This window comes from Nostoc sp. FACHB-152 (assembly GCF_014697475.1).
In the GTDB taxonomy this organism is placed as follows: domain Bacteria; phylum Cyanobacteriota; class Cyanobacteriia; order Cyanobacteriales; family Nostocaceae; genus Nostoc_B.
On sequence record NZ_JACJRV010000023.1, the window covers coordinates 1 to 22165 of the forward strand.

Here is a 22165-nt window from a genome sequence, read left to right on the forward strand (position 1 = left end):
TATTGACATTAAGTCCTAATAAGCGTCCTTTCTACCAACAAGGTCAAAGAGCTATGAGACTTATTCTGTCTGCATTCTAGCCCTTTTTGTAGCCCCTTAAGGCTTAAGAGCTTATCAAGCAAATTAGCGAAACATTTAGGTAAACCCGAATCATATGTCATGACAGCTTTTGAAGCAGAGGTTTCCATGACTTTTGCAGGCACTACAGACCCCGTTTGTTACATCGAAATTAAGAGTATTGGTACAATGAAGCCCAATCAAACGGAAGCAATGAGTCAGGATTTTTGCCAACAGATTAATCAAACTTTAGGTGTACCGGAAAATCGGATTTACATAGAATTTGCGGATGCTAAAGGTGCTATGTGGGGCTGGGATAGCAAAACATTTGGTTAATTCACGTGATTTTGACAATAGTCGTAGACGGCATATACAAAGGTTTTTAACGCTAAATGCCTTAAGTGTAGTAGTTTTGTGGTTTCCGATTATTGAAGCCCTAATTAACCAACACTTTCAACTGGGGTCACAATTAACAATTGCGATGGATAGAACACAGTGGAAAGAAAATAATGTGTTGATGGTTAGTGTAATTTACCAAAAAAGAGCGTGGCCAATATATTGGTGTTTGTTAGAAAAAGATGGTTGCAGTAACCTCAGCCAACAGCAAAAAGTATTACGCCCAGTAATTCGTTTAAAAGAGCGGGAGCTATTTCATTCATCTGATTCTTTGGGGAATTGGAGCAATTTAGCTGACAACTTTAGGTTTTTGCTGCCATTTTCTGACGTAGACTTAACGGTCTCATGTCTGTCCAAACTTCCTTAATATATTCAAGACATTCTGATTTAAGCCCTGATTTACCTACATCTTTCCAGCCAAGAGGATTTTCTTTTTCTGCTGGCCAGATTGAATATTGTTCTTCGTGATTGACTACGACTTTGTAAATAGTTGTGTCTTCTTGATCTCTTTGATACATTGTTATTTCCTTGAAATTAAGTAAGTGTGGATGAATTAAATTCGCACTGATCAGATGTTGAAGATATTAAGGTAAAAATTCACCTTCTCGTAGTTGTGATATGCCATTTTTCACAGCCTGGATAATGTGATTGATGTCCTCATCTGTATGGGCTGTAGATAAAAACCCTCCATTACCTCTCAGCATAATTCCCTGGTCAAGTAGATGGTAATAAAGTAAATTATAAGCTAAGGAAATTTCATTATTTTCAGCATCTTCGTTGCTATCATTTTCTGAATAAACTGGGCCAAAAATTGAGCCAAAATTTGTAAGTTGGATAGGTAATTCTTCTTGCTCAAAGTAAGTATTCAGGGTTTTGACAAACTTAGTTGTACGTTGATTTAAGTCATTTTGTAGAGTAGAACCTTGGGTTTTTAAATGTTGTAAAACTGCTTTAGCTGCTGCTAAAGCTAGGGGATGTTTGCAGTAAGTTCCCGCAAAAAAAGTAGTTTGCTGGTGAGGATATGATAAATCTCCATAATTCCACATTCCACCATCGATCGCATCCATAAAATTGGCTTTACCTGCAATGATGCCGATCGCTATTCCACCACCGACGATTTTACCATAGGTAGCTATGTCTGCTTCAATGCCAAACCAAGCTTGTGCGCCACCTGGATGAATGCGAAAACCTGTAACCATTTCATCGAAAATTAATGCTATTCCCGATTCTTTTGTTAGTTTGCTGAGTTGTTGAAGAAAGGCTTGGGGTTGTAAATCCAAATTTTCTTTTTGAACTGGCTCAACTAAAACAGCAGCTAATTCTTGAGCATGATTAGCGATCGCGTCAAGCGATTCCTGTTCCCCATATTTTAAAACTAAAATATCTGCAACAAAATTAGCTAGTATTCCTGATGCAATGGGTACAGTTTGTAAGGCATCATTTATAGTTTTTACCTTCCCTAAAGTACCATCAAAATGACCATGATATGAGTTAGAAAATATAACAATTTTATTACGTCTTGTAATTGTTCGTGCCATCCTGATTGCTGTCATGATGGCTTCTGTACCTGTGTTGCTAAAGGCAACTCGCTCCATTTTTGTGAGTTCACAAATCAATTGAGCAACTTCACCAACAATTTCTGATTGGGAACCTAGTTGTAGACCTGTTTCTATTTGTACAGCTAATGCTTCTTTAATAAAAGGTGGATTATGACCAAATAGATTTACGCCAAATCCCATGACTAAATCTATATATTCATTACCATCTACATCCCAGATTTTGCAGCCAGAAGAATGTTTGGTAACAATAGGGTAATAAATCTCTTTCAGAGGTAATTGGAAATCAATAAAGGTTTTATTGTCAGCTAAAAATGGCCGACTAGCTTGGGCAAGATGTTTTGAGGTTTTAGTTTTATGGCTATAGCGATTGATAAAATCTTCTAAATATTCTCGCTGACGTGGAGTTAGATTTATAGTCGATAATATTTCACCGATTTTTTTGGTGTCTGTTGGATAAATTTCTTGGGCGATAACCATATATTTTTGCTGATTAATGATTACTTTTATTTAGTGCAAACAAAATAGGCTAAAGTAGCGTCTTCTGTTCCTGTGAGGATGTTTTCTTTGTTGTAGGATTCAACTTTTTTGAATCCTACATTTTGCAGAGCAGATAATACTTGTATTTGAGAATAGCCTTTAACTAACCAAGTAATATCGTGACGTTGCCAATTTTGGTTAATTAATTCAAATATAGTAATATCGATTGTACCGATTTTTTCTTCTGAGTTATAGCTACGTCTTAATGCCCAAGCATATTCGTCTTGGATATCTCCAACCATTGAGTTATTCCAATCAGATTGATACCGCCTATCTAGGCTTAAGTCGAACATGAATATGCCATTAGGGAGAAGTGCTGTATATACGTTTTTAAATACGTTGGTTAATTCGTCTAGATTGATAACATGATTGAGTCCGTAATCTGTTGAAACTACCCCATGAAAGTTTGATGATAATTTAAAATCACGCACGTCATCAATGATGAATTTAGCACTGGGAGCGTTATCTCTGGCATATTTTATGAGTCTTTCAGAGCCATCAATTCCAGTGACTTGATATCCTTTTTGGACTAGTTTCTTAGCTAAATGTCCTGCGCCACAGCAAATATCAAGAACTTGAGCTTTTTGGGGAAGATGATTAAGTAATAATTGTTCTATATCAGGAAATTGCGATTCGCTAACTTCTGGCCCCCAAGTTTCATTGATGATACGTGCAAAGGAATCGTAAGCAGAATAACGAGTTGATGAAAGCATAAGTTTTGGGTTTTAAACGCAGAGTGACGCTGAGATAAACGCAGAGGTTCGCAGAGTTGCATTGTTAGTTATGGTTTGAGGGATTTTCTAAGGAACCACGGCTAATTAAATAAGAAAGATAAGTGGTTAACAATTGCCTATCCAGTGGTGGACAAATAATTGTAGTTTCTGCTAATCCAGTCAGGGTATTTTGAAAGTCAATTTGTTGGTTTGGGGAATCTTCTGTATTGGTGTTTTGAGATTCGCTATCAGTCAGTGTGCCAATGAGAGGATACAATGCATTTTCAGGCGATCGCTCAATTTCTTTTAATAGTTTTGAATGCCATTCTGGGTAGTAAATTTGTTGAAGCGGATAGCCAAAAGAGACGATTGAGTTAACAACTTCCCTCCAATGTAAAGGTTGAGGGTTGATGATGTGAAAAACTTTGCCTAATGAGGTTGGTTGTTGTGATAAATAAATTATGGCTTGACTGGCATAATCGACAGGCGTTAAGTTAACCATCGCATCTTGCTTAGGTACACTGCCTAGTTGAATGCAGCCGCGAATCATTCTAAAAGTATGGTCATCAGGATTACAAACACCTGTTTTACTATCTCCAGAAATCCGTCCTGGTCGATATATAGATATGGGAATGCCGCGATCGCCTGCTATTTGGACTAATTTTTCTGCTACCCATTTACTTTGGGTATAGCCACTACTAATGTTTTGGCTGTGATTAATTGGTGTATGTTCTTGGATGAGTTCTACAGCAGAATCAGCCGCACCAATAACACCAATGGTAGAAATAAAATGTACTGGCTTAACTTTAGTTTGTGCGGCTAATCTTAATATTTCTTGAGTTCCCAAGACATTCGCGGCTTTGAGTTGAGAATAAGGATAGGTAAAATTGACAAATGCGCCGTTATGATAAATGACATCAATTTGAGATGCGATCGCCGCAAATTGCTCTGATGAAAGTCCTAAAAGTGGCTGAGATAAATCTCCTATTAAGGGAATGATCCGTTGATTAAAACTTTCATTCCATAACAAATAGGATTTTAAATGATTTTGCAATCGTTCTGTGGCGATCGCCGTTGTTTTTGCCCGAATCAAACAATAGATATCTGCTGTAGTTTTTTGTAGGAGTTCGTAAAGTAAAAAAGCTCCTAAGAAACCTGTCGCACCTGTTAATAAAATAGCAGCAGGTGGAGTTTGTTTCTGTATATATTTAGCTGCGGGAACAATGCTTGAATCTAAAACTGCTTCGGCATCAAGATTGATAGTTGAGCTATCTGCTATTTGTGTACTATCTATCTGTGCAGCTAACTCAGCAATAGTAGGTGCATCAAATAAAACTTTTAAGGGAAGTTCTACACAGAAGACTTTTCGGATTTTGGCGAGTAGTTGAGTGATGAGTAAAGAATGTCCACCCAACTCAAAGAAATTATCGTAGATTCCTATTTTTTCTAAACCTATTATTTCTGACCAAATTTGTGCTATTTGTCTTTCTAAATCTGTACCTGGTGCTACATAAAGTTGCTCTAGTTCGGCACGGGTTTGTTCAGGACTTGGTAGTGCTTGATAGTCAATTTTACCATTAGCTGTTAATGGTAATGCTTTGAGTAATACGAAAGTAGAGGGGATAGCGTATTCTGGAAGTTTATCTAAACAAAAGCTGCGAAGAACACTGGCGATCACCTGAGAATTCTGATTGCTCAAGCGGAACTGAGGACTAGTAACTATATATGCTACTAAACGTTTGTTACCAGATGTTTCTTCTGTTGCTATAACTACCACTTCTTGCACGCCTGAATGTTGTTTAAGCGTCGTTTCAATTTCCTCTAACTCGATGCGGAAACCTCTAATTTTTACTTGGCGATCAACTCGTCCCAAAAATTCTAAATTCCCATCATTTAAATAGCGTACTTTGTCTCCTGTCTTGTATAAACGTGCTTGAGAATCATATACAAAGGGATTTTGAATAAATCTGGCGTTTGTAAGTTCTGGTTGATTTAAATAACCCCTGGCTAATCCCGCACCACCGATATACAACTCACCCGGTACACCGATAGGTACGAGTTGTAATTGTTCGTCTAAAACATAAACTTGAGTATTAGCTAAAGGTTGTCCCAAAGGAACGGTTGATGATAGTTGTCTTGTTTGTTTAGTGATTGAGTAAGTTAACGCTCCTACAGTTGTTTCTGTAGGGCCATAATGATTAAAAATCTGGCATTCAGGCGATAATTGTTGAATCTGCTTTATTAGTTGCCAAGTGCTGGTTTCACCACCTAAGATTAAACTCTTTTGAGGTAGGATTGAAGAGGTTGGAGATACAGCCAAAAGCGCAGTCAGATGAGAAGGAACTATTTTGAGATAGTCTATCGGATGGCGTTGAAAATAATCAGCGAGTGCTTGAGGATCGGCTGCTGTTTCTTGAGCAATTATATGCAGACATCCGCCTGTACACAATGCGGGAAAGATGACGGTATTACCCAAATCTGCTGCAAAGGTGGAAACTGTAGCAAAGCTAGCACCTTTTGCTAAGTTTAATCTGGCGATGATGGCGTAAATATAGTTAACAAGTTGACGATGTTCGACTAAAACAGCTTTTGGTTGTCCTGTAGAACCAGAGGTATAGATGGCATATACTAAGTTTTCTGGCTGTACTGTAGTTGGGAACTCTTCTTGATTTTCTTGGTTGATTAGTTCCCAGTCCGTATCTAGACAAATTATTTGTGTAGTGTCAGTAGGAATTTTATCAACTAGCGATCGCTGTGTTAAAACCACAGATACACCAGCATCTTGTAAACGATACCCTAAGGCTGTGGCTGGTAATGCTGAATCTAGGGGTAGGTAAGCACCTCCAGCTTTGAGGATACCCAAGATTGCAACTATGGTTTCTAGGGAACGCTCCATGTATACCCCTACTAATACTTCTGGTTTAACCCCTAGTTTTTGCAGATAATTTGCTAATTGATTAGAGCGAGAATTTAGTTGAGCGTAAGTTAATTTTTGGTCGGCAAATACAACAGCAATACTATCAGGTGTGCGTAATGCTTGTTCTGCAAATAGTTGTTGAAAATATTTATCTTGGGGATAATCTACTTGGGTGTTATTAAATTCGATTAACAATTGCTGACGCTTGTTATCAGTTAATATTTCTAAATTATCAATTCGAGTGTCAGGAGCATCAACAGCACTTTCTAGTAAAGTCTGAAAATATCCAGCTAAAAGTTTGATAGCTTCTGCGCTAAATAAATTCACATCATAGTCAAACTTAGCTGTTAAATAATCTATTTTTTGGTAACAGGAAAGTTTGATTTTAAATCGGTCTGTACAAGCAAACTGATTGTCAATTGAAAAGGAAACTTCCTCAGCATAGTACTTTGCTGTTTCTGTTTGAAACTCAAAACTAAAAGGTATATTGTCTGTAAATTCCGTCAAATTCTCCCAGGTTAAATATTCTTGCCATTCTCCAGATGCTTGTACTGATTCTCTAACTATTTGCAATACTTCTCTAAATAGTAAGTTACTGGATAAATTTACTGATATTGGTACATATTTGCTAAGAAGTCCGATGACTGTTTCTAATTCTTCATATTTACGTCCATCCGCAGCGATACCAATAACAATGTTTTCTTGTTGAGTCAATCGCCATAATAAAATTTGCCACGAGCTAAGTAAAAAGTCAGAAATTGATGATTGATTTTTCTCAACTATCACTGCTATTTTAGCTAACAATCTAGACTCAATCTTACACTCATAAGAGCCAATGCTAAATTTACCAGAATCAGCTATTAGCTTATTCTCAAAAGGTAGCGATACTTTGGGTAGTTTAGAAAGAGAAAGATTATATTTTTCCCAATATTGTTTGCCAACTTCTGCGTCTGTATCTTCTAGTAATTCATTCTGCCATTCAGAAAATTGCAAATATTGTACAACTTCTTCGTTACTTAGCTCTAGACCTTGTAAGCAAGCACTATAACATTGACTAATTTCTTGGACTAAATTTTTGACTGACCAGCTATCAGCGCAAATTGCGGGGAGATTTAGCAGTAAAATTGACTTGTTTAGCGACAACTTAATTAGGGAAGTACGCAACAGCGAACTTTGCTCAAAATCCCAAGGAATTAACCTTTCTTGTTGATATAAAGATTCAAGTTGATTTGATTCTTCTAAATAGGTGCGATTGCTTAAATCAATTTCTTGCCAAAATAGCAATCCTTGAGCATTTATTTTCTGGATGGGAGTTTTAATTCCCGGTGGCTTAATAAAGCTAGTTCGCAGGATTTCGTGACGATTTATGACTTTTTCTAATGCTAATTTTAAGAAATCTACTTTCAAATTGCCTTCTATAGTGACAGCAGCCTGAACGCGATAAACACTGCTATCTTTTTGTAAATTCCAAATACGTTTTTGTTGCGGTGAAAGTCGAAATCCATTGATAAGTTTTTCTTGAGTCTGCATTTATTTAACACCTAGTACTTCTATATTTTTAGCATTCACGATTTCGCCCATTGCTACGACAATCTTGCGACTTCCTACGTAGGGATTACGTGCGTGTGCAGCCAACATATTGTCGAGCATTAAAACATCTCCCTTTTGCCAAGGGAAAGCAATTTCAGCTTGTTGATAAACAGCAGTAACTTCATCAATTACTGATTGCTCAATTGGCTTACCATCACCGTAATAAACATTTCGCGGTAGGTTGTTTTCACCGAACAATGATAAGAGAGACTCGCGGACTGGTGTATCTAAATAAGCTATATGATGCAACTGAATTTGATTGAAAAATACTAATTCGCCTGTTTTGGAATGTTTAGCGATCGCTTGCCGAATTTCTTTCGTTTTTAAACCGCAGTCTGCCTTCCATTCCCACTCAATTCCATTTTGATTACAGAATCTTTCGACTGCTGATTTATCACTGGTATGAAAGAAGTTTTGCCAACTTACATCTAGTTCATCTGTGTAGTTACGGACATACATTAATCCCTTTTGGGCAAATTTTTCTCTGATTTCAGAATCTAGTAATTGATAAACTTTACGACAATCAACAATTGGTGTTTCTCCCCGTTCTTGTGCTGGTTGTACACAGTAAAACCAAATTTTCATCGGCCATCTGTGCAGGTGAGAACTTTCATTGTGGAATAAAATAGCTTTATCTGCGGGATAAGGTGTAGAACCATATACCTTTCCACCTAAACCTTCACGGGGTAAATCACCATATTCACCAAATAATTCTGCACAAATAGCTTGAGCAAAGTTTTCAAAATCCGCTACAGAAGTGGTGTTAAATCCTCTAAACAGAATAGCACCATGTTTCAATAAATTAGTTTCAATAAATTCTCGATTGTTTTTAGCCCAATCGATGATATCCAAGTCACAGACATTAGGTTGACAAACTAAAGGTAAAGTTTCTCCTGGCTGAAGATAACTAGTTTTAATTAATTGTTCTTGAGTCAAGCTGATAGCTTTAGGCTTGACCATTTTAAATTTTTGGAAGTTAGCAGACTGACGTTTAGTTTTTTCGCTAATTTGTTGTTGTTTCTCCTCTGGAGTCAGCATTTCTAAAGAATTAATCTTGGTATCTGGCTGCGCTACAATGCTAGTAAGGAGGGTTTTCAAGTGTGTGGAAAAGCAAGCGATCGCACTCTCATCAAATAAATCTGTTTTGTATCTCCAATTAAAGGAAATTTTCTGTTCTATTTCTACAGCAAATAAAGCTAAATCAAACTTTGATTGTCCATCTTCAATTTCTAGAGGATGTACTTTTAAATCAGTCAATTCAATTTCTGATGTAGGTGTATTTTGCAAAACAAACAGCACTTGAAATAGAGGCGTTTGCTGTAAATCTCTTTCTGTTTTTAACTCTTCTACTAGTTTGTCGAAAGGTAAATCTTGGTGAGCATAAGCTTGTAAAGTAACTTCACGCACTCGTTGTAATAACTCTTTAAAACTGGGATTCCCACGCATATCTGTGCGTAACACTAACAGGTTAATAAAAAACCCAATTAGTAATTCAGTTTTGCTCTGAGTACGATTAGCAATATCTGTACCGACAACAATATCATCTAGATTGGTGTAGCGGTAAAGCAAAGTTTGTAAACCTGCCAGTAAAGTCATAAATAAACTGACATTTTCTTGGCGACTCAATTCGAGAATCTGTTGCGATAAATCTCCAGATAGTTCAAAACTGTAACTCGCACCTTTAAAAGTAGGATTAGCGGGTTGAGGACGCTGAATAGGTAACTTTAAGGTTGGTAAATTACCACCTAATAATTGTTTTTTCCAATAGGCTAATTGAGATTCTAAAACATTTCCTTGTAACCATTGCCTTTGCCAAACAGCAAAATCAGCATATTGTATTGGTAAAGGTGCTAAAGGGTTAGGCTTACCATGAGAAAAAGCCTCATACAAAGTTACCAGTTCTTGAACTAAAATCCCCATCGACCAACCATCAGAAATAATGTGGTGCATTGTCAGCAGCAATATGTGTTCTGTCTCATGCAGCCGCAGCAGTTTGACTCGTAATAAAGGACAACAAGTGAGATCAAAAGGCGTTAATTCTTCTTCTGTAGCCAATTTCTGCACTTGGTTAGCTTGTTCTGATGCTTCTAATGCTTGCAAGTCTACAATCGGCAATGACAAATCTAAATTTGGCACAATAACTTGCATTGGCTGTCCTTCTACAGCAACAAAGCTAGTCCGTAAACTTTCGTGTCTTTGTACAACCGCATCGAAGCTATCTTTTAGTGCAGATATATCTAGTAAACCCGTAAGACGAACAGGTAGAGAAACGTTGTAGAGGGGACTATCGGGTACTAGCTGGCTGATAAACCATAACCGTTGTTGAGCAAAGGAGAGGGGTAAATCTCCATTGCGCGAAACAGGTTGAATAGGAGGATATTCGATAATTTTTGCCGACTGCAACGAGGTTTGGATATTTTCGGCTAACCCAGCAACAGTAGGGTTGGTAAATAAACAACTCAACGGTACTTCCACATTGAAAGCATCTCGCACCCGTGAGATAACTTGAGTAGCCAGCAGTGAGTGTCCACCAAGATTGAAGAAGTTATCGTGAATACCTATCTGCTGTACAGCTAAAATTTCAGACCAGATTGATACTAGTTTTTCTTCGATGGGATTACTTGCAACCACATAATCAGCTTCTAACTCTAGTCTTGTCTGATTGGGAGAGGGAAGCGATCGCCTGTCTATCTTACCATTTGCTGTCAGTGGCCAAGCATCAACTAGCACAAACGCTGAAGGCAACATATACTCAGGCAGCTTTGATTGGAGATACTGGCGCAGTTCTGGTACAAGCTGGCGAGCAATTTTACCCTGCAAGGGATTGTTTGCGTAATTATGCCAAGATTTGAGGTATTGTTTTTTTATTGGAAAAGCAACTATTTTTCCTGTTGCTGGGGTTTGTCGCTGGAATAGAACATCATAACAGCCATCAATACCACCATTCGTCCAAATAATTTCTATTTTGTAAGGTAATTTGTCACTTAAAGCCCATATATCTTCGGGTTCTACAGCTTCTTTTAAAATCTCTGGCTGCAAAGACCGCAGTTCACCCACTGTTTGCGGTGCTGATTCCTGTTTGAGCAATTCTAAAGTTTTCACTTCTGCTATCAAACGCGCATCTAGTACTCGGCGCAGTCCTAGTATTTGCGGTTGGGTGGACTCTAATAACTGTACAAGCGCAGTTAATGTTAATCCTTGCTGTTGCCAGTCTAACCATGTAACATCTCGTGGAATGTCAACTTGATTACCAACATGAAGAATTACGTCATAACGAAACAGGGTAAGTTCGTTGCGGTCATAGCCACGCTTCGGTTGAATTTGGACATAGGTAATTTGAGGTAAATGCTGCGGTAATGTGAGAAAGAAAGCCGGATCAACCACCAGTTCTTCTTCTTGATTCAGGCATTTTTGAACTTGCTGTTGTAATTCCTCAATCGATAAAGAATCAGGCGCATTATACAAAGCAATTGAAGTGTGAAACGCACTCAGTAGTGCTAAATTACGCACATCTCCGACAAAAATTTTACCTCCAGATTCAACTAATTGACTTGCCCCTTCTAGAACGCGCAATAGATAGTTAATACTCGGAAAATATTGGATAACTGAGTTAATAATTACAGTATCAAAACTAGTAGATTGAATTTCCTCAAAGTTATCTGCTAGCCTTTGAAACAACCGGACTTGAGGTAGTGGCTTTTGTTGAGTGTCTAAAACTTTTCGTACATAATTCAAAGCGGTGGCTGAGAAATCTGTTGCCCAATATTGGCTACAGTGGGGTGCAACACGCAGCAGCAATAATCCAGTTCCACAACCAATTTCTAGGACACGCTTTGGTTGACAAGCTAAAATTCTCTCAACTGTCGAATTGACCCAATACTGCATTTGGTCTTGCGGTATTGGTAAATTTGTATAGCTACTATTCCAACCAGTAAGATTTAACGATGCCTCGTGATTGGAATTAGTCTGACTATAGGTTTCATCATAGAGCGATCGCCACTCTGAAACTTGTTGTGCCAGCAATTCCTGTTCATTATATAAAGAAGACGGAATCAAATAAGATATCAATCGATTATCTTTGCTGATGACTAAAGCATCTTCTACAGACTCATGTTGTCTGAGACTCGCTTCTATTTCCCCTAACTCAATACGAAAGCCACGAATTTTAACTTGCTGATCGATGCGTCCGAGGTATTCAATATTGCCATCTGAAAGATAACGGGCTAAATCACCAGTTTTATATAACTTTGCTCCTGGCTGATTACTAAAAGGATTGTCAATAAATCTTTCTAAAGTTAATTCGGGACGATTTAAATAACCTCTAGCGACACCAGCACCACCAATATACAGTTCACCCACAACTCCAATAGGAACTAGCTGTAAATGGTTATCTAAAATATATATTTCAGTATTGGCAATCGGACGACCAATGGGAATATTCCCTAAAGGGAAGCTTTTTTTGTCCACTTCATAAATACAGCATCCTACTACTGTTTCTGTGGGGCCATATTCGTTAATTAATCTAGTATGTGGTGCTTGTTTTTGCCAGAAGGAAGTGATTTTCTCTGATAAAGCTTCACCACCAATAATAAATGCTTGCGTGTTGATGTTTACTTCTTCACCACCTAATAAATCCTTAAGTATTTCTAAATGAGCAGGGGTAATTTTTACCAAACTGAACTTACAAGCAGAACACAAAGCTTGTCTAAGTGCTTCTATTTCATCTTCCTCTGGTAAAAGGACTACTTTACGCCCTACTAATAAAGGAGAGAATAAACTGGTAATCGTGGCATCAAAAGCAATAGAGGAATTAACTGTAGATCCTTCTCCATCAGCAACATTATAGGCTTTTGTACACCAGCTTAAATAATTCACCATACCACTATGAACAATCATTGTGCCTTTAGGCTTTCCAGTGGAACCGGAAGTATAAATTATGTAAGCCAAATTGTCTGGTTTGACGGCACTGTCAGGGTTATTTTGAGAGTAATCAGCAAAGTTTTGCCAATCCTTATCCAGACAGATTGTTTGTGCTTGGTGTTGTGGAAGTTTGTCTAATAGTTTGTTTTGAGTTAATAGGACTGGTAATTGTGAATCTGCTAGCATATATGCTAAACGTTCTGGCGGATATGTAGGGTCTAAGGGTAGATAAGCACCACCAGCTTTGAGAATTCCTAACAGTCCTACCATCATTTCTAGAGAACGATTGATGCATATACCTACCAATACTTCTGGTGCAACTCCCAATGTTTGTAAATGATGTGCTAGTTGGTTAGCCTGGTTGTTTAATTCCCGGTAAGTTAATTGTTGTTCTTTAAATACAACCGCTACTGCATCCGGTGTTTTTTCTGCCTGGATTTCAATTAACTGATGAACACACAAATCCTGCGCCCAGGTTTTTTGAGTATCATTCCACTCTACAAGCAGTTGGCGTTTTTCAGTCTCTGCTAATAATGGCAATTCAGACAGCTTGGCTTGAGGGTTAGCAACAATACCAGCAAGCAAGGTTTGGAAATTTTCTATTATCCGCGCAATTGTAGCTGCATCAAATAATTCAGTGCTATATTCCAAACTGGCGCTAATTTCCCCATTAATTTCTTCTGATAATGTCAAATTTAAATCAAATGCTGCTGTTTGATTTTCGTATTCCACCATGCTTAAAGTCAAATCAGGTAAATCCAGCACTTCCATAGGTGTATTCTGGAGTTGAAAAGACACCTGAAAAAGTGGATTGTAGCTTAATAAATTACGCTCTGGTTGAAGTTCTTCAACTATTTTTTCAAAAGGAAAATCTTGGCGATCGTAAGCTCCTAATGTCACTTCACGCACTCTCACCAGCAACTCTCTAAAAGTCAGGTTGCTATCAAGATGAGTTCGCAATACTAAAGAGTTGACAAAAAAACCAATGAGTTTTTCCGTTTCGGCTCGGTTACGATTAGCAATTGGTGAACCTATGCAGATATCCTCTTGACCAGTGTAGCGGTGCAATAAAACTTTAAAAGCTGCTAGCAAAGTCATAAACAAAGTTACTCCTTCACTGCGACTTAAAGAATTTAATGCTTCAGTTAAATCCTTGGATAAAACAAAACATTGAGTCGCACCTTCCAAAGTAGAAATTGTTGGTCGTGGTCGGTCAGTGGGTAGATGCAGTATTGGAGGATTGGCTAATTGCTGCTTCCAGTAAGCTAGTTGCTCGTCCCAAACCTTACCTTGTAGCCAATTTCTTTGCCAAACAGCAAAGTCAGGGTATTGAATGGGCAATTCTGGCAGAGAAGGTACTTTACCATGATAAAAAGCTGGATAGAGTACGGCTAATTCATCCACTAGCACCCCTATCGACCAAATATCAGAAACGATATGGTGCATGGTAAATACCATCACATATTCTGTTTGATTTAACTGCAATAGCTTTACCCGCAGTAACGGGTCTCGTGTCAAATCAAAAGGAATTAGAGATTCTTCAATAATTATTTTTTGTAATTCTTGCTCTTGATCTGCTGATGGTACTTCACACAAATCAATTATTGATAGTTTTAAGCTTAAGGATGAAGCAATTACTTGAACAGGTTTTCCTTCTACGGCAGTAAAAGTAGTTCTTAGAGCTTCATGTCGTCTAATAATCTCATTGATGCTTTGTTCTAGTGCTGCTATGTTTAGCTTACCTTGCAAACGCACAGCATGAGTAATGTTATAGAAAACATTACCTGGTTGCAGTTGTTCAATAAACCACAGCCTTTCTTGGGCAAAAGATAAAGGAAAAGAGTTAGATTCTCGACTTTGAGCAGTAAGAACGGTAGGTGCAATTTTCTCTGTTTGCTGGTTCAGCCGTTGCAATAGCAGTTCGCGCTTTTCAGGAGAAAGAGCAGCAATTCGTTTAGTAATGTCTGTCATAGTTTTCGTTCTCCCTGATTAAATATTGTCTGCTTCTAACTCTGCTAACATTTCGGACAGCATTGCCTCATCTGTTTGTTGTGCTAATGTTTGGGCTACCATAACCGCTAAATCAGCAACAGTAGGAGCATCAAAAAACTGGCGCAAAGGTAACTCTACTTGCAAAGTTTGACGTAATCGCGAAATTACTTGTGTGGCTAGTAGAGAATGTCCTCCTAACTCAAAGAAACGGTCATGAATTCCCACTTGCTCAACACCGAGAATCTCTGACCAAATTTGAGCGATCGCTTCTTCTACAGGTGTCCGAGGTGCGACAAAATTAGCTGATACTTTAATTTTTTCTGGTGCGGGTAGTGCTTTGATGTCTACTTTCCCGTTAGGCAGATGGGGTAAAGAATCTAACTGCACAAATGCCGATGGCATCATGTACTCAGGTAACTTTTCTTGGAGGAAATGCCGTAGTTCATCAGAAGTGGGTGAGTATTCCTGATGCGGTACTATGTAAGCTACTAAACGCTTGTTTCCTGGTTCATCTTCTCTGGCAATAACTACAAGCGATCGCACTTGTGGATGTTGACTTAGTACTGCTTCAATCTCACTTAATTCAATCCGAAAACCTCGGATTTTCACTTGCTGATCGATTCGTCCTAGAAACTCAATATTACCGTTTGGAAGATAACGTGCTAAATCTCCAGTTTTGTAAAGGCGAACCCCTTCTTGATTGCTAAATGGATTTGGGATAAATTTTTGTGCAGTCAAATCAGGGCGATTGAGGTAGCCTTGCGCTAAACCCTCGCCACTAATATATAGTTCTCCAGCTACGCCTAAAGGAACTGGATGCAAATGCGAATCTAGTAAATAGATTTGCGTGTTAGCGATCGGGCGACCGATAGATATTTGCGTTCCTATTTCCGTCCTATGACAATGATATACGGTACTCCAAACGGTTCCTTCAGTAGGGCCATATTCATTAAACAGAGACGTGTTTGGTCGCAATTCCCAATGACGCATCACCAGAATTTTTGGACAAGGTTCGCCAGCCACAATCACGGTACGCAGTGATGCCAACTTTTCTGGTTGTGCTTGTTCTAAAAGTAGGGCATAAAGTGAAGGCAGGGTTAATGTATGTGATATCTGATTTTGGGCAATTAGTTCAATCAGTTCGGGTAAATCCAGTTCTCCACCTTCTTGAGGAAAGAACAGCGTTCCGCCTTGACATAAAGTCCAAAAAATTCCGGCAACTGAACTATCAAAAGCAAAAGATGAGAGTAATAAGAAACTGGTTAAAGGCTCTTGATAGTAATTAATCCGAGCAATGGTTGAGTGAACTAGATTACGATGGGTAATTTTTACGCCTTTAGGTTTACCTGTAGAACCAGAGGTGTAGATAACATAAACTAAATTTTCAGATGTGACTTCAGTAATGGGGTTAGCTGAATTTTGTTGGGTAATAATGTCCCATTCTGCATCTAAACAGATTAATTTGGCTTTGTGTTCAGGCAAATTTTCTACTAGGTGTTGCTGCGTCAGTAAAACAGGTGTTTGAGTATCTAATAATAAAAATTCTAGTCGTTCTTTGGGATATTTTGGATCTAGTGGTAGATATGCGCCGCCAGCTTTGAGGATACCCAGAATGCCAACAATCATATCCAGGGAACGCTCAACGCAAATCCCCACCAATACCTCTGGTTTTACTCCTAATTGTCTGAGGTAATGTGCTAGTTGATTAGCACGAATATTTAATTCACTATAAGTTAGTTTTTGATTGTTAAAGCTAACAGCTATTTTGTTTGGTGCTTTTTCGACTTGCTCCTCAAATAGCTGATGTATGCACTTGTTTTTTGGGTAATCAACCTGCGTATTGTTAAATTCAACTAATAGTTGCTGTAATTCATAGAAATTGAGGATTTCTAACTCACTGATAGTAGCTGACGGCTGGTTGACTGTACTTTTTAACAACGTCTCAAAATTTCCTGCCACGCTTTGAATAGTTTCTGCGGAAAATAAGTGAGAATCATAATAAAAATCAACAATCAACGCATCATTTTGATACCAACAGGAGCATTTAACTTTAAACCTGTCAGTACAAATATATTGTTTGTAAATTGAAAATTTAACATCCGTATTACAATAACTAGCTGGCTGTAAATTCGATTCAAAACCAAAAGGACAATAGCTGGCAATATTTATATTTGAAATTAGTTCCCAATTAAAACTATCCTGCCATTCATAAATTTCTGCAATAGATTTATTATTGTAATTTAATATATTCTTAATTTGGCTACTTTCTGATAAATAACAATGTAGAGGTAAATATTTTGTCAATAGTCCTAAAGCACTACTTAATTCCTCATATTGACGGCCATCACTTGCCATACCAATTACAATATCTGGCTGTCCAGTCAAACGCATTAGTAATATTTGCCAGCAAGTTAATAAAAATATATCTACAGAAGTCTGATATTCTTGCGCCAATGATAATATTTTTTCTGTAATTTCAGGATTGATTTTTACAGAAAAAACTTGCGGTTGCAAATCTGAATCAACTTCTTGCTTATTTTCTAATGGTAGATGCAAATCCAAAAACTGAAAAATATCTTGCTTACGCCAATATTCTCTTCCTATTTTTGTATCTTCAGCCTCAAGTAACTCATTTTGCCATTCAGCGATATCAGCATATTGAATTGAGTCATCAGATGATTCTTCACCAGTTGAGAAAAGTTGATAATAATTGCTAAGTTCACGTACTAAGTTTCTCAGCGTTGCCGAATCAGCGCAAAGTGCTGGCAAACTAATTATCAATAGATATTTTTGAGACGATAGAGTAAATAAAGATGCGTAAACAATAGAGTTCTGCTCTAAATTGAAAGGTAGTTGAAGCATTTGAGCAAAATTTTTGTCAATCTCTATCTCTTGCTGAGAAGGAGAATAATCACTCAAGTTACATTCTTCTTGCCATAAGATGCTGCCATCTGTTATTACCTGCACAGGAATATTCATACCAGGTAAGCATTTAAAATTAGTACGAAAAATTTCCTGCCGATTGACAATTTCTTGCAAAGCTTGTTTGAGGATAGCTGTATTGAGACTGCCTTCTATCAGAACAGCACATTGAGAGCGATAAGGCTGTTGATTATTATTTTCTTGCTGCAACAGCCACAGATATTTCTGCTGTGGTGAAAGTCGTATTCCTTCTAAAACTTCTGTTCGCATCTTCCTATCCTTTCGTGATGATAAATAAAGTTAACTAGTTTTTATTATTGTTATTAACTATTGCTAATATTCTCATTTTTAATAAACAAAAATAAATAGTAATCTTATCGATTGCCAAACGGTTCTGCCATGCCTACTAAAACTTGCCTTTGACCTATAAATGGCTCTCTTCCGTGGGCTATTGACATATTATCTAGCATTAATATATCTCCTGCTTTCCAAGGAAAAGATATTTTTTCTTGGTAATAGGCATCTCGCAATTCATCTAATACTGAAGCTTCTATTGGAGAACCATCACCATAATAGGTATTGTTGGGTAAATTTTCTTCTTTTAATGTTAGTAATGCTTCTCTTATTTTAGTTTCTAGTGTTGAGATATGAAAAAATGTAGCATGATTAAACCAGCTAAATTCGCCTGTTTGGGGATGTTGAGCCACAGCTTGACGACAGAAACGAGTTCGGAGCCGTTCGCCATCTTTCCACTCAAATTCAATATCGTTTTTACGGCAATATTCTTCTACTTCTGCTTTGTTTGTAGTTTGAAAAACTGTTTGCCAAGGAAGTCCCAACCCATCATTATAGTTGCGAACATATAAGACTTTCTTTTCGATAAAACGCTCTCTGACTTCGGGATTTATACGTGCAAAAATCTGGCGACAATCAGCGATGGGTGTTTCGCCTCCTTGTTGCGAAGGTTGCAGACAGCAAAAGTAGATTTTTAAAGGCCAGCGCAACCAATATGTACCTTCGTTATGCAAGAAGATACTATGCTCGGCAGGGTAATCTGTAGAAGTATAGATTTTATCACTAATAGAGTGACGAGGTGAGGAGCGATCGCGGTATTCTAATAACTCCCCGTTAGAAGTTGCTTGGATAAACTGGTTGAATTGGTTGGCTGTAGAGACACCGAAGTTTCTAAACAGTAAAGCTCTATGTTCTAACAACAGCTTGTCAATAATTTCTCGATTATTATTCGCCCAACTTGCAAGATTCACTCCTTCAACAACAGGTTGAATCAAGACAGGAATATTTTTTCCAGGAAGCAGTGGTTTGATTTCTACTAATTCTGCTGGTGACACCTTGATAGTTTTTCTTTTGATGTTTCCCAGATTGCCGATACTTTGTTTTTTTTGTGAGTCAAGATTGTTCATAATATTGATTAACGATGAGATTTCTGCTTAATTTGACTGAGCTTTTGACGAATTGTATTTTTATACTCTTGTTCCCTAACGATCTGTTTTTCTTGGTTTAATTCATGCAGTTTTACAACTAATTGATTGAGTCGAATCTCTGGTTGGGTAACTACAGATTGCAAAATCATTTCTAATACTTCTGTCATACCGATTATGGTGCTGGATGCAAATAAATCAGTTTTATACTCAAAGCAACCACTAATACCTTCCGCTTCTTCTGCAAGTAGAAGTCCTAAATCAAAGGGTGAACTTTGCTTGTCAATTTCAAATGGGCTAAGGGTGAGTTCAGGTAAAGACAAAGTGAGTTTTTGAATATCTGGTGTGGCTATATTCTGAAAAGCAAACCACACTTGGAATATAGGATTAGAATTCAAGTCTCTTTCTAGCTGCAATTCTGCAACTAACTTTTCAAAGGGCAAATCTTGATGAGAGTATGCTCCTAAACTTACTTTACGTGTCCGGCGTAGCAATTCACTAAAACTAGGATTTCCGGAAAGGTCTGTCCGCAGAGCTAAACTATTGACAAAAAAGCCAATTAATCCTTCAATTTCACTGCGGTTACGGTTAGCAATCGGCGAACCTACAACAATATCCTCTTGCTTAGTGTAATAGTGCAGCAAAACGTTAAACGTTGTTAGCAAGGTCATAGAGAGAGTCACATCCTCTCGCTTGCTAAGTAATTTCAGTGCATCGCTGAGGTCTTTGGATAGTTGAAATGATTGAATTGTGCCAGTATAGGTTGGTTGTAAAGGTCGAGGTTTATCTGTGGGTAATTCTAGCTTTGTTGGAGCATTTTTTAGTTGCTGTTTCCAGTAATTTAATTGAGTTTCTAGTACCTTTCCTTGCATCCATTCTCTTTGCCAAACAGCAAAATCTGCATACTGAATTGGCAAGTCTGGAAGTGTTAGTGATTTACCTTGGCTAAAAGCTGTGTAAAAGTCTGCTAGTTCTTGAATGAGTATTGTCATTGACCACAAATCAGAGATAATGTGGTGCATTGTGAGTAGTAAGACATACTCTGTTTTGTCTAGTTGGAGTAGGGTAGCTCGTATTAGTGGCCCTTGAGCTAGGTTGAATGGGCGTTGTGCTTCTTTGAGTGCGAGGTACTGTGCTTCTGCTTCTTTTTGTTGGGGCGATCGCTCATCTCCTCTTAAGTCTACTATCGGTATAGTAATCTGGGTAATCGGTTGAATTTTCTGAACTGGTTCCCCTGCGACTGTAACGAAAACTGTACGTAAGATTTCGTGACGATTGACGACTGCATTTAGACTTTGTTCTAAAGCGGTGATGTTGAGAGAACCCGTTAAGCGTACAGCCGTAGGATCGTTATAAGTATGGCTATCTGGATGTAATTGATCGAGTAACCATAGTCTTTGTTGAGCAAAAGATAAAGGTAAGTTTTCACTTCTGCTAATAGGTTTGATTGGCGGAATCTCTAATTCTTCCCCAGTTCTGATTTTCGTTTCTATTCGCTGGGCGCATTCTGCTATAGTTGGCGACTCAAACAAATAACTTAGCGGTATCTCTATTCTAAAGGTATCTCGGAGGCGAGATATTACCTGAGTTGCTAATAGTGAATGTCCGCCTAAATCAAAAAAATTATCATGATTGCCTATACATTTTTTACCAAGAATTTCTGTCCATATCCCTGCTAGTACTTCTTCTATGGGGGTGCGTTGAATTTGTACAACTTGTTCTTCTGGAACAGGCGCAGATTTTTGTAAAGGTCTAACTTTGGGAATTTGCTCTAGAGGAATTTGTGCTAAAAGTGTTTGCAGTGTTGCTGCTGGATCAGAAATAATTCTATTTAATAGGGTTAAAAAATGTTCTAAAATTTGCTTTACATCAGCCCTATCAAAACGGCGTTTGTCATAAACGCATTTTAAGTGTAAATCTGAATTAACAGTTGCTAAAAAGGTGAGAGCATATTTAGTTTGTGCGCCAATAGTATGCGAATCAGAGATGTTAATTTTTAACTCATCAGACTGTAAAGCATTTATATCTACAGGATAATTCTCAAAAACTAAAAGGCTTTCATAAAGAGGTAGATGTCCTGGTAATTCACTGCATTGATGAACTTGTCCTGCATTGCTGTGTTCATATTGACGTAACTCAAGATTATAAGTTTGGATTTTGTTCAGCCAGTGCAATAACTTTTCATGACTATTAATTTTAACTCTTAAAGGTAGAGTATTAATAAATAGCCCAATAGTTGATTCTATTCCTGGTAAATTTGCTGGACGACCAGAGACTGTAATGCCAAAAACAATATCATTTTCATTACTATAGCGGCAAAGAAGTAATGCCCAAATACCTTGGAATATAGTATTTAATGTGAGGCGATGAGATTTAGCTAGAAATTTGAGATGTTCTGTGGTTGTAGCATTTAAATATATTTCTTGTTCGCTATATTTCGCTTGATTCTTACTATCATTTATGGGTTCTGCTGTTATTCCTAAAGAGGTGGGTTTGGTAAAATCTTTTAAGTTTTTTTGCCAAAATTCTATAACTTGTAGTTCATCTTGTTGTTTAAGCCAAGCAATATAATCTTTGTAAGGGCGAACTGGTTTAAGCTGTAAATCTTGACCTTGGCTTAAAGATTGGTAAAAAGATAAGAATTCCTGAAATAATAAAGGATTACACCAGCCGTCCATGAGAATATGATGAGAAGTCCAAACTAATTGATAAGTATGATTATCAGTTTGGAAAAGTGCCAAACGCATCAAAGGTGGTTGAGATAAATTGAAACTGCGATCGCGATCGCTCTCAAGATACGCTTGCAATTTTGCTTGTTGTTCTAGTAAGGAATATTCTCGCCAGTCTTGCTGTGCTAGGGGAACTGCTACTTGTCGCAAAACTACCTGAAGTGGCTGTTCCTGCTCTTTCCAGACAAAGCCTGTTCTTAAAACTGAATGTCGTGCAATAATCTTTTGCCAAGCTTGCTCGCAAGCCAATACATTTACATCTCCCTGTAAGGTAAATATAGATTGCTCAAGATGAATACCTGAATGGGGAGTAAATAATGTTTCAAATAACATCCCTTGCTGAGTCGGAGATAATGGATAAATCGCGTCAATATTTTTTTTATTCATTGTATTT

General features: G+C 37.7%; 9 protein-coding genes. 1 reads left to right on the forward strand and 8 read right to left on the reverse strand.

Translation table 11 applies throughout. The features are described from left to right. The first annotated feature begins 69 nt into the window (after window positions 1-69). Window positions 70-393 (forward strand): phenylpyruvate tautomerase MIF-related protein, encoded by a 324-nt coding sequence (locus tag H6G76_RS17405; protein WP_190703160.1) that lies wholly within the window; start codon window positions 70-72, stop codon window positions 391-393. 362 nt (window positions 394-755) lie between these two features. Here the strand turns inward: H6G76_RS17405 and H6G76_RS17410 are convergent, their stop codons facing one another. The 8 genes from H6G76_RS17410 to H6G76_RS17455 all read right to left on the reverse strand — a co-directional run bounded on the left by H6G76_RS17410 (window position 756) and on the right by H6G76_RS17455 (window position 22158). After that, a complete protein-coding gene (locus H6G76_RS17410) occupies window positions 756-971 on the reverse strand; it encodes an MbtH family NRPS accessory protein (RefSeq protein WP_190703061.1) in 216 nt (71 codons plus the stop codon). A gap of 66 nt (window positions 972-1037) precedes the next feature. Then, the gene (locus H6G76_RS17415) at window positions 1038-2489 is read right to left on the reverse strand and encodes an aminotransferase class III-fold pyridoxal phosphate-dependent enzyme (protein WP_190703064.1); all 1452 of its coding nucleotides are present in this window, start codon (window positions 2487-2489) and stop codon (window positions 1038-1040) included. Between the two features lie 26 nt (window positions 2490-2515). Further along, the gene (locus tag H6G76_RS17420) at window positions 2516-3262 is read right to left on the reverse strand and encodes a bifunctional 2-polyprenyl-6-hydroxyphenol methylase/3-demethylubiquinol 3-O-methyltransferase UbiG (RefSeq protein ID WP_190703067.1); all 747 of its coding nucleotides are present in this window, start codon (window positions 3260-3262) and stop codon (window positions 2516-2518) included. Window positions 3263-3326: 64 nt separating this feature from the next. After that, the gene (locus tag H6G76_RS17425) at window positions 3327-7709 is read right to left on the reverse strand and encodes a non-ribosomal peptide synthetase (protein WP_190703070.1); all 4383 of its coding nucleotides are present in this window, start codon (window positions 7707-7709) and stop codon (window positions 3327-3329) included. Beyond that, window positions 7710-14660 (reverse strand): non-ribosomal peptide synthetase, encoded by a 6951-nt coding sequence (locus H6G76_RS37105; protein WP_242056437.1) that lies wholly within the window; start codon window positions 14658-14660, stop codon window positions 7710-7712. It lies immediately after the preceding gene. A gap of 18 nt (window positions 14661-14678) precedes the next feature. Then, on the reverse strand, window positions 14679-17873 hold the full coding sequence (locus tag H6G76_RS17445) for a non-ribosomal peptide synthetase (protein WP_190703072.1): 3195 nt from the start codon (window positions 17871-17873) through the stop codon (window positions 14679-14681). A gap of 104 nt (window positions 17874-17977) precedes the next feature. Beyond that, window positions 17978-19024: a TauD/TfdA family dioxygenase gene (locus tag H6G76_RS17450; protein ID WP_190703074.1), complete on the reverse strand. Its 1047-nt coding sequence runs from the start codon at window positions 19022-19024 to the stop codon at window positions 17978-17980. An 8-nt stretch (window positions 19025-19032) separates the two neighbouring features. After that, complete coding sequence (locus H6G76_RS17455; protein ID WP_190703076.1) at window positions 19033-22158, reverse strand: condensation domain-containing protein; 3126 nt, start codon at window positions 22156-22158, stop codon at window positions 19033-19035. Between the last annotated feature and the right edge of the window lie 7 nt (window positions 22159-22165).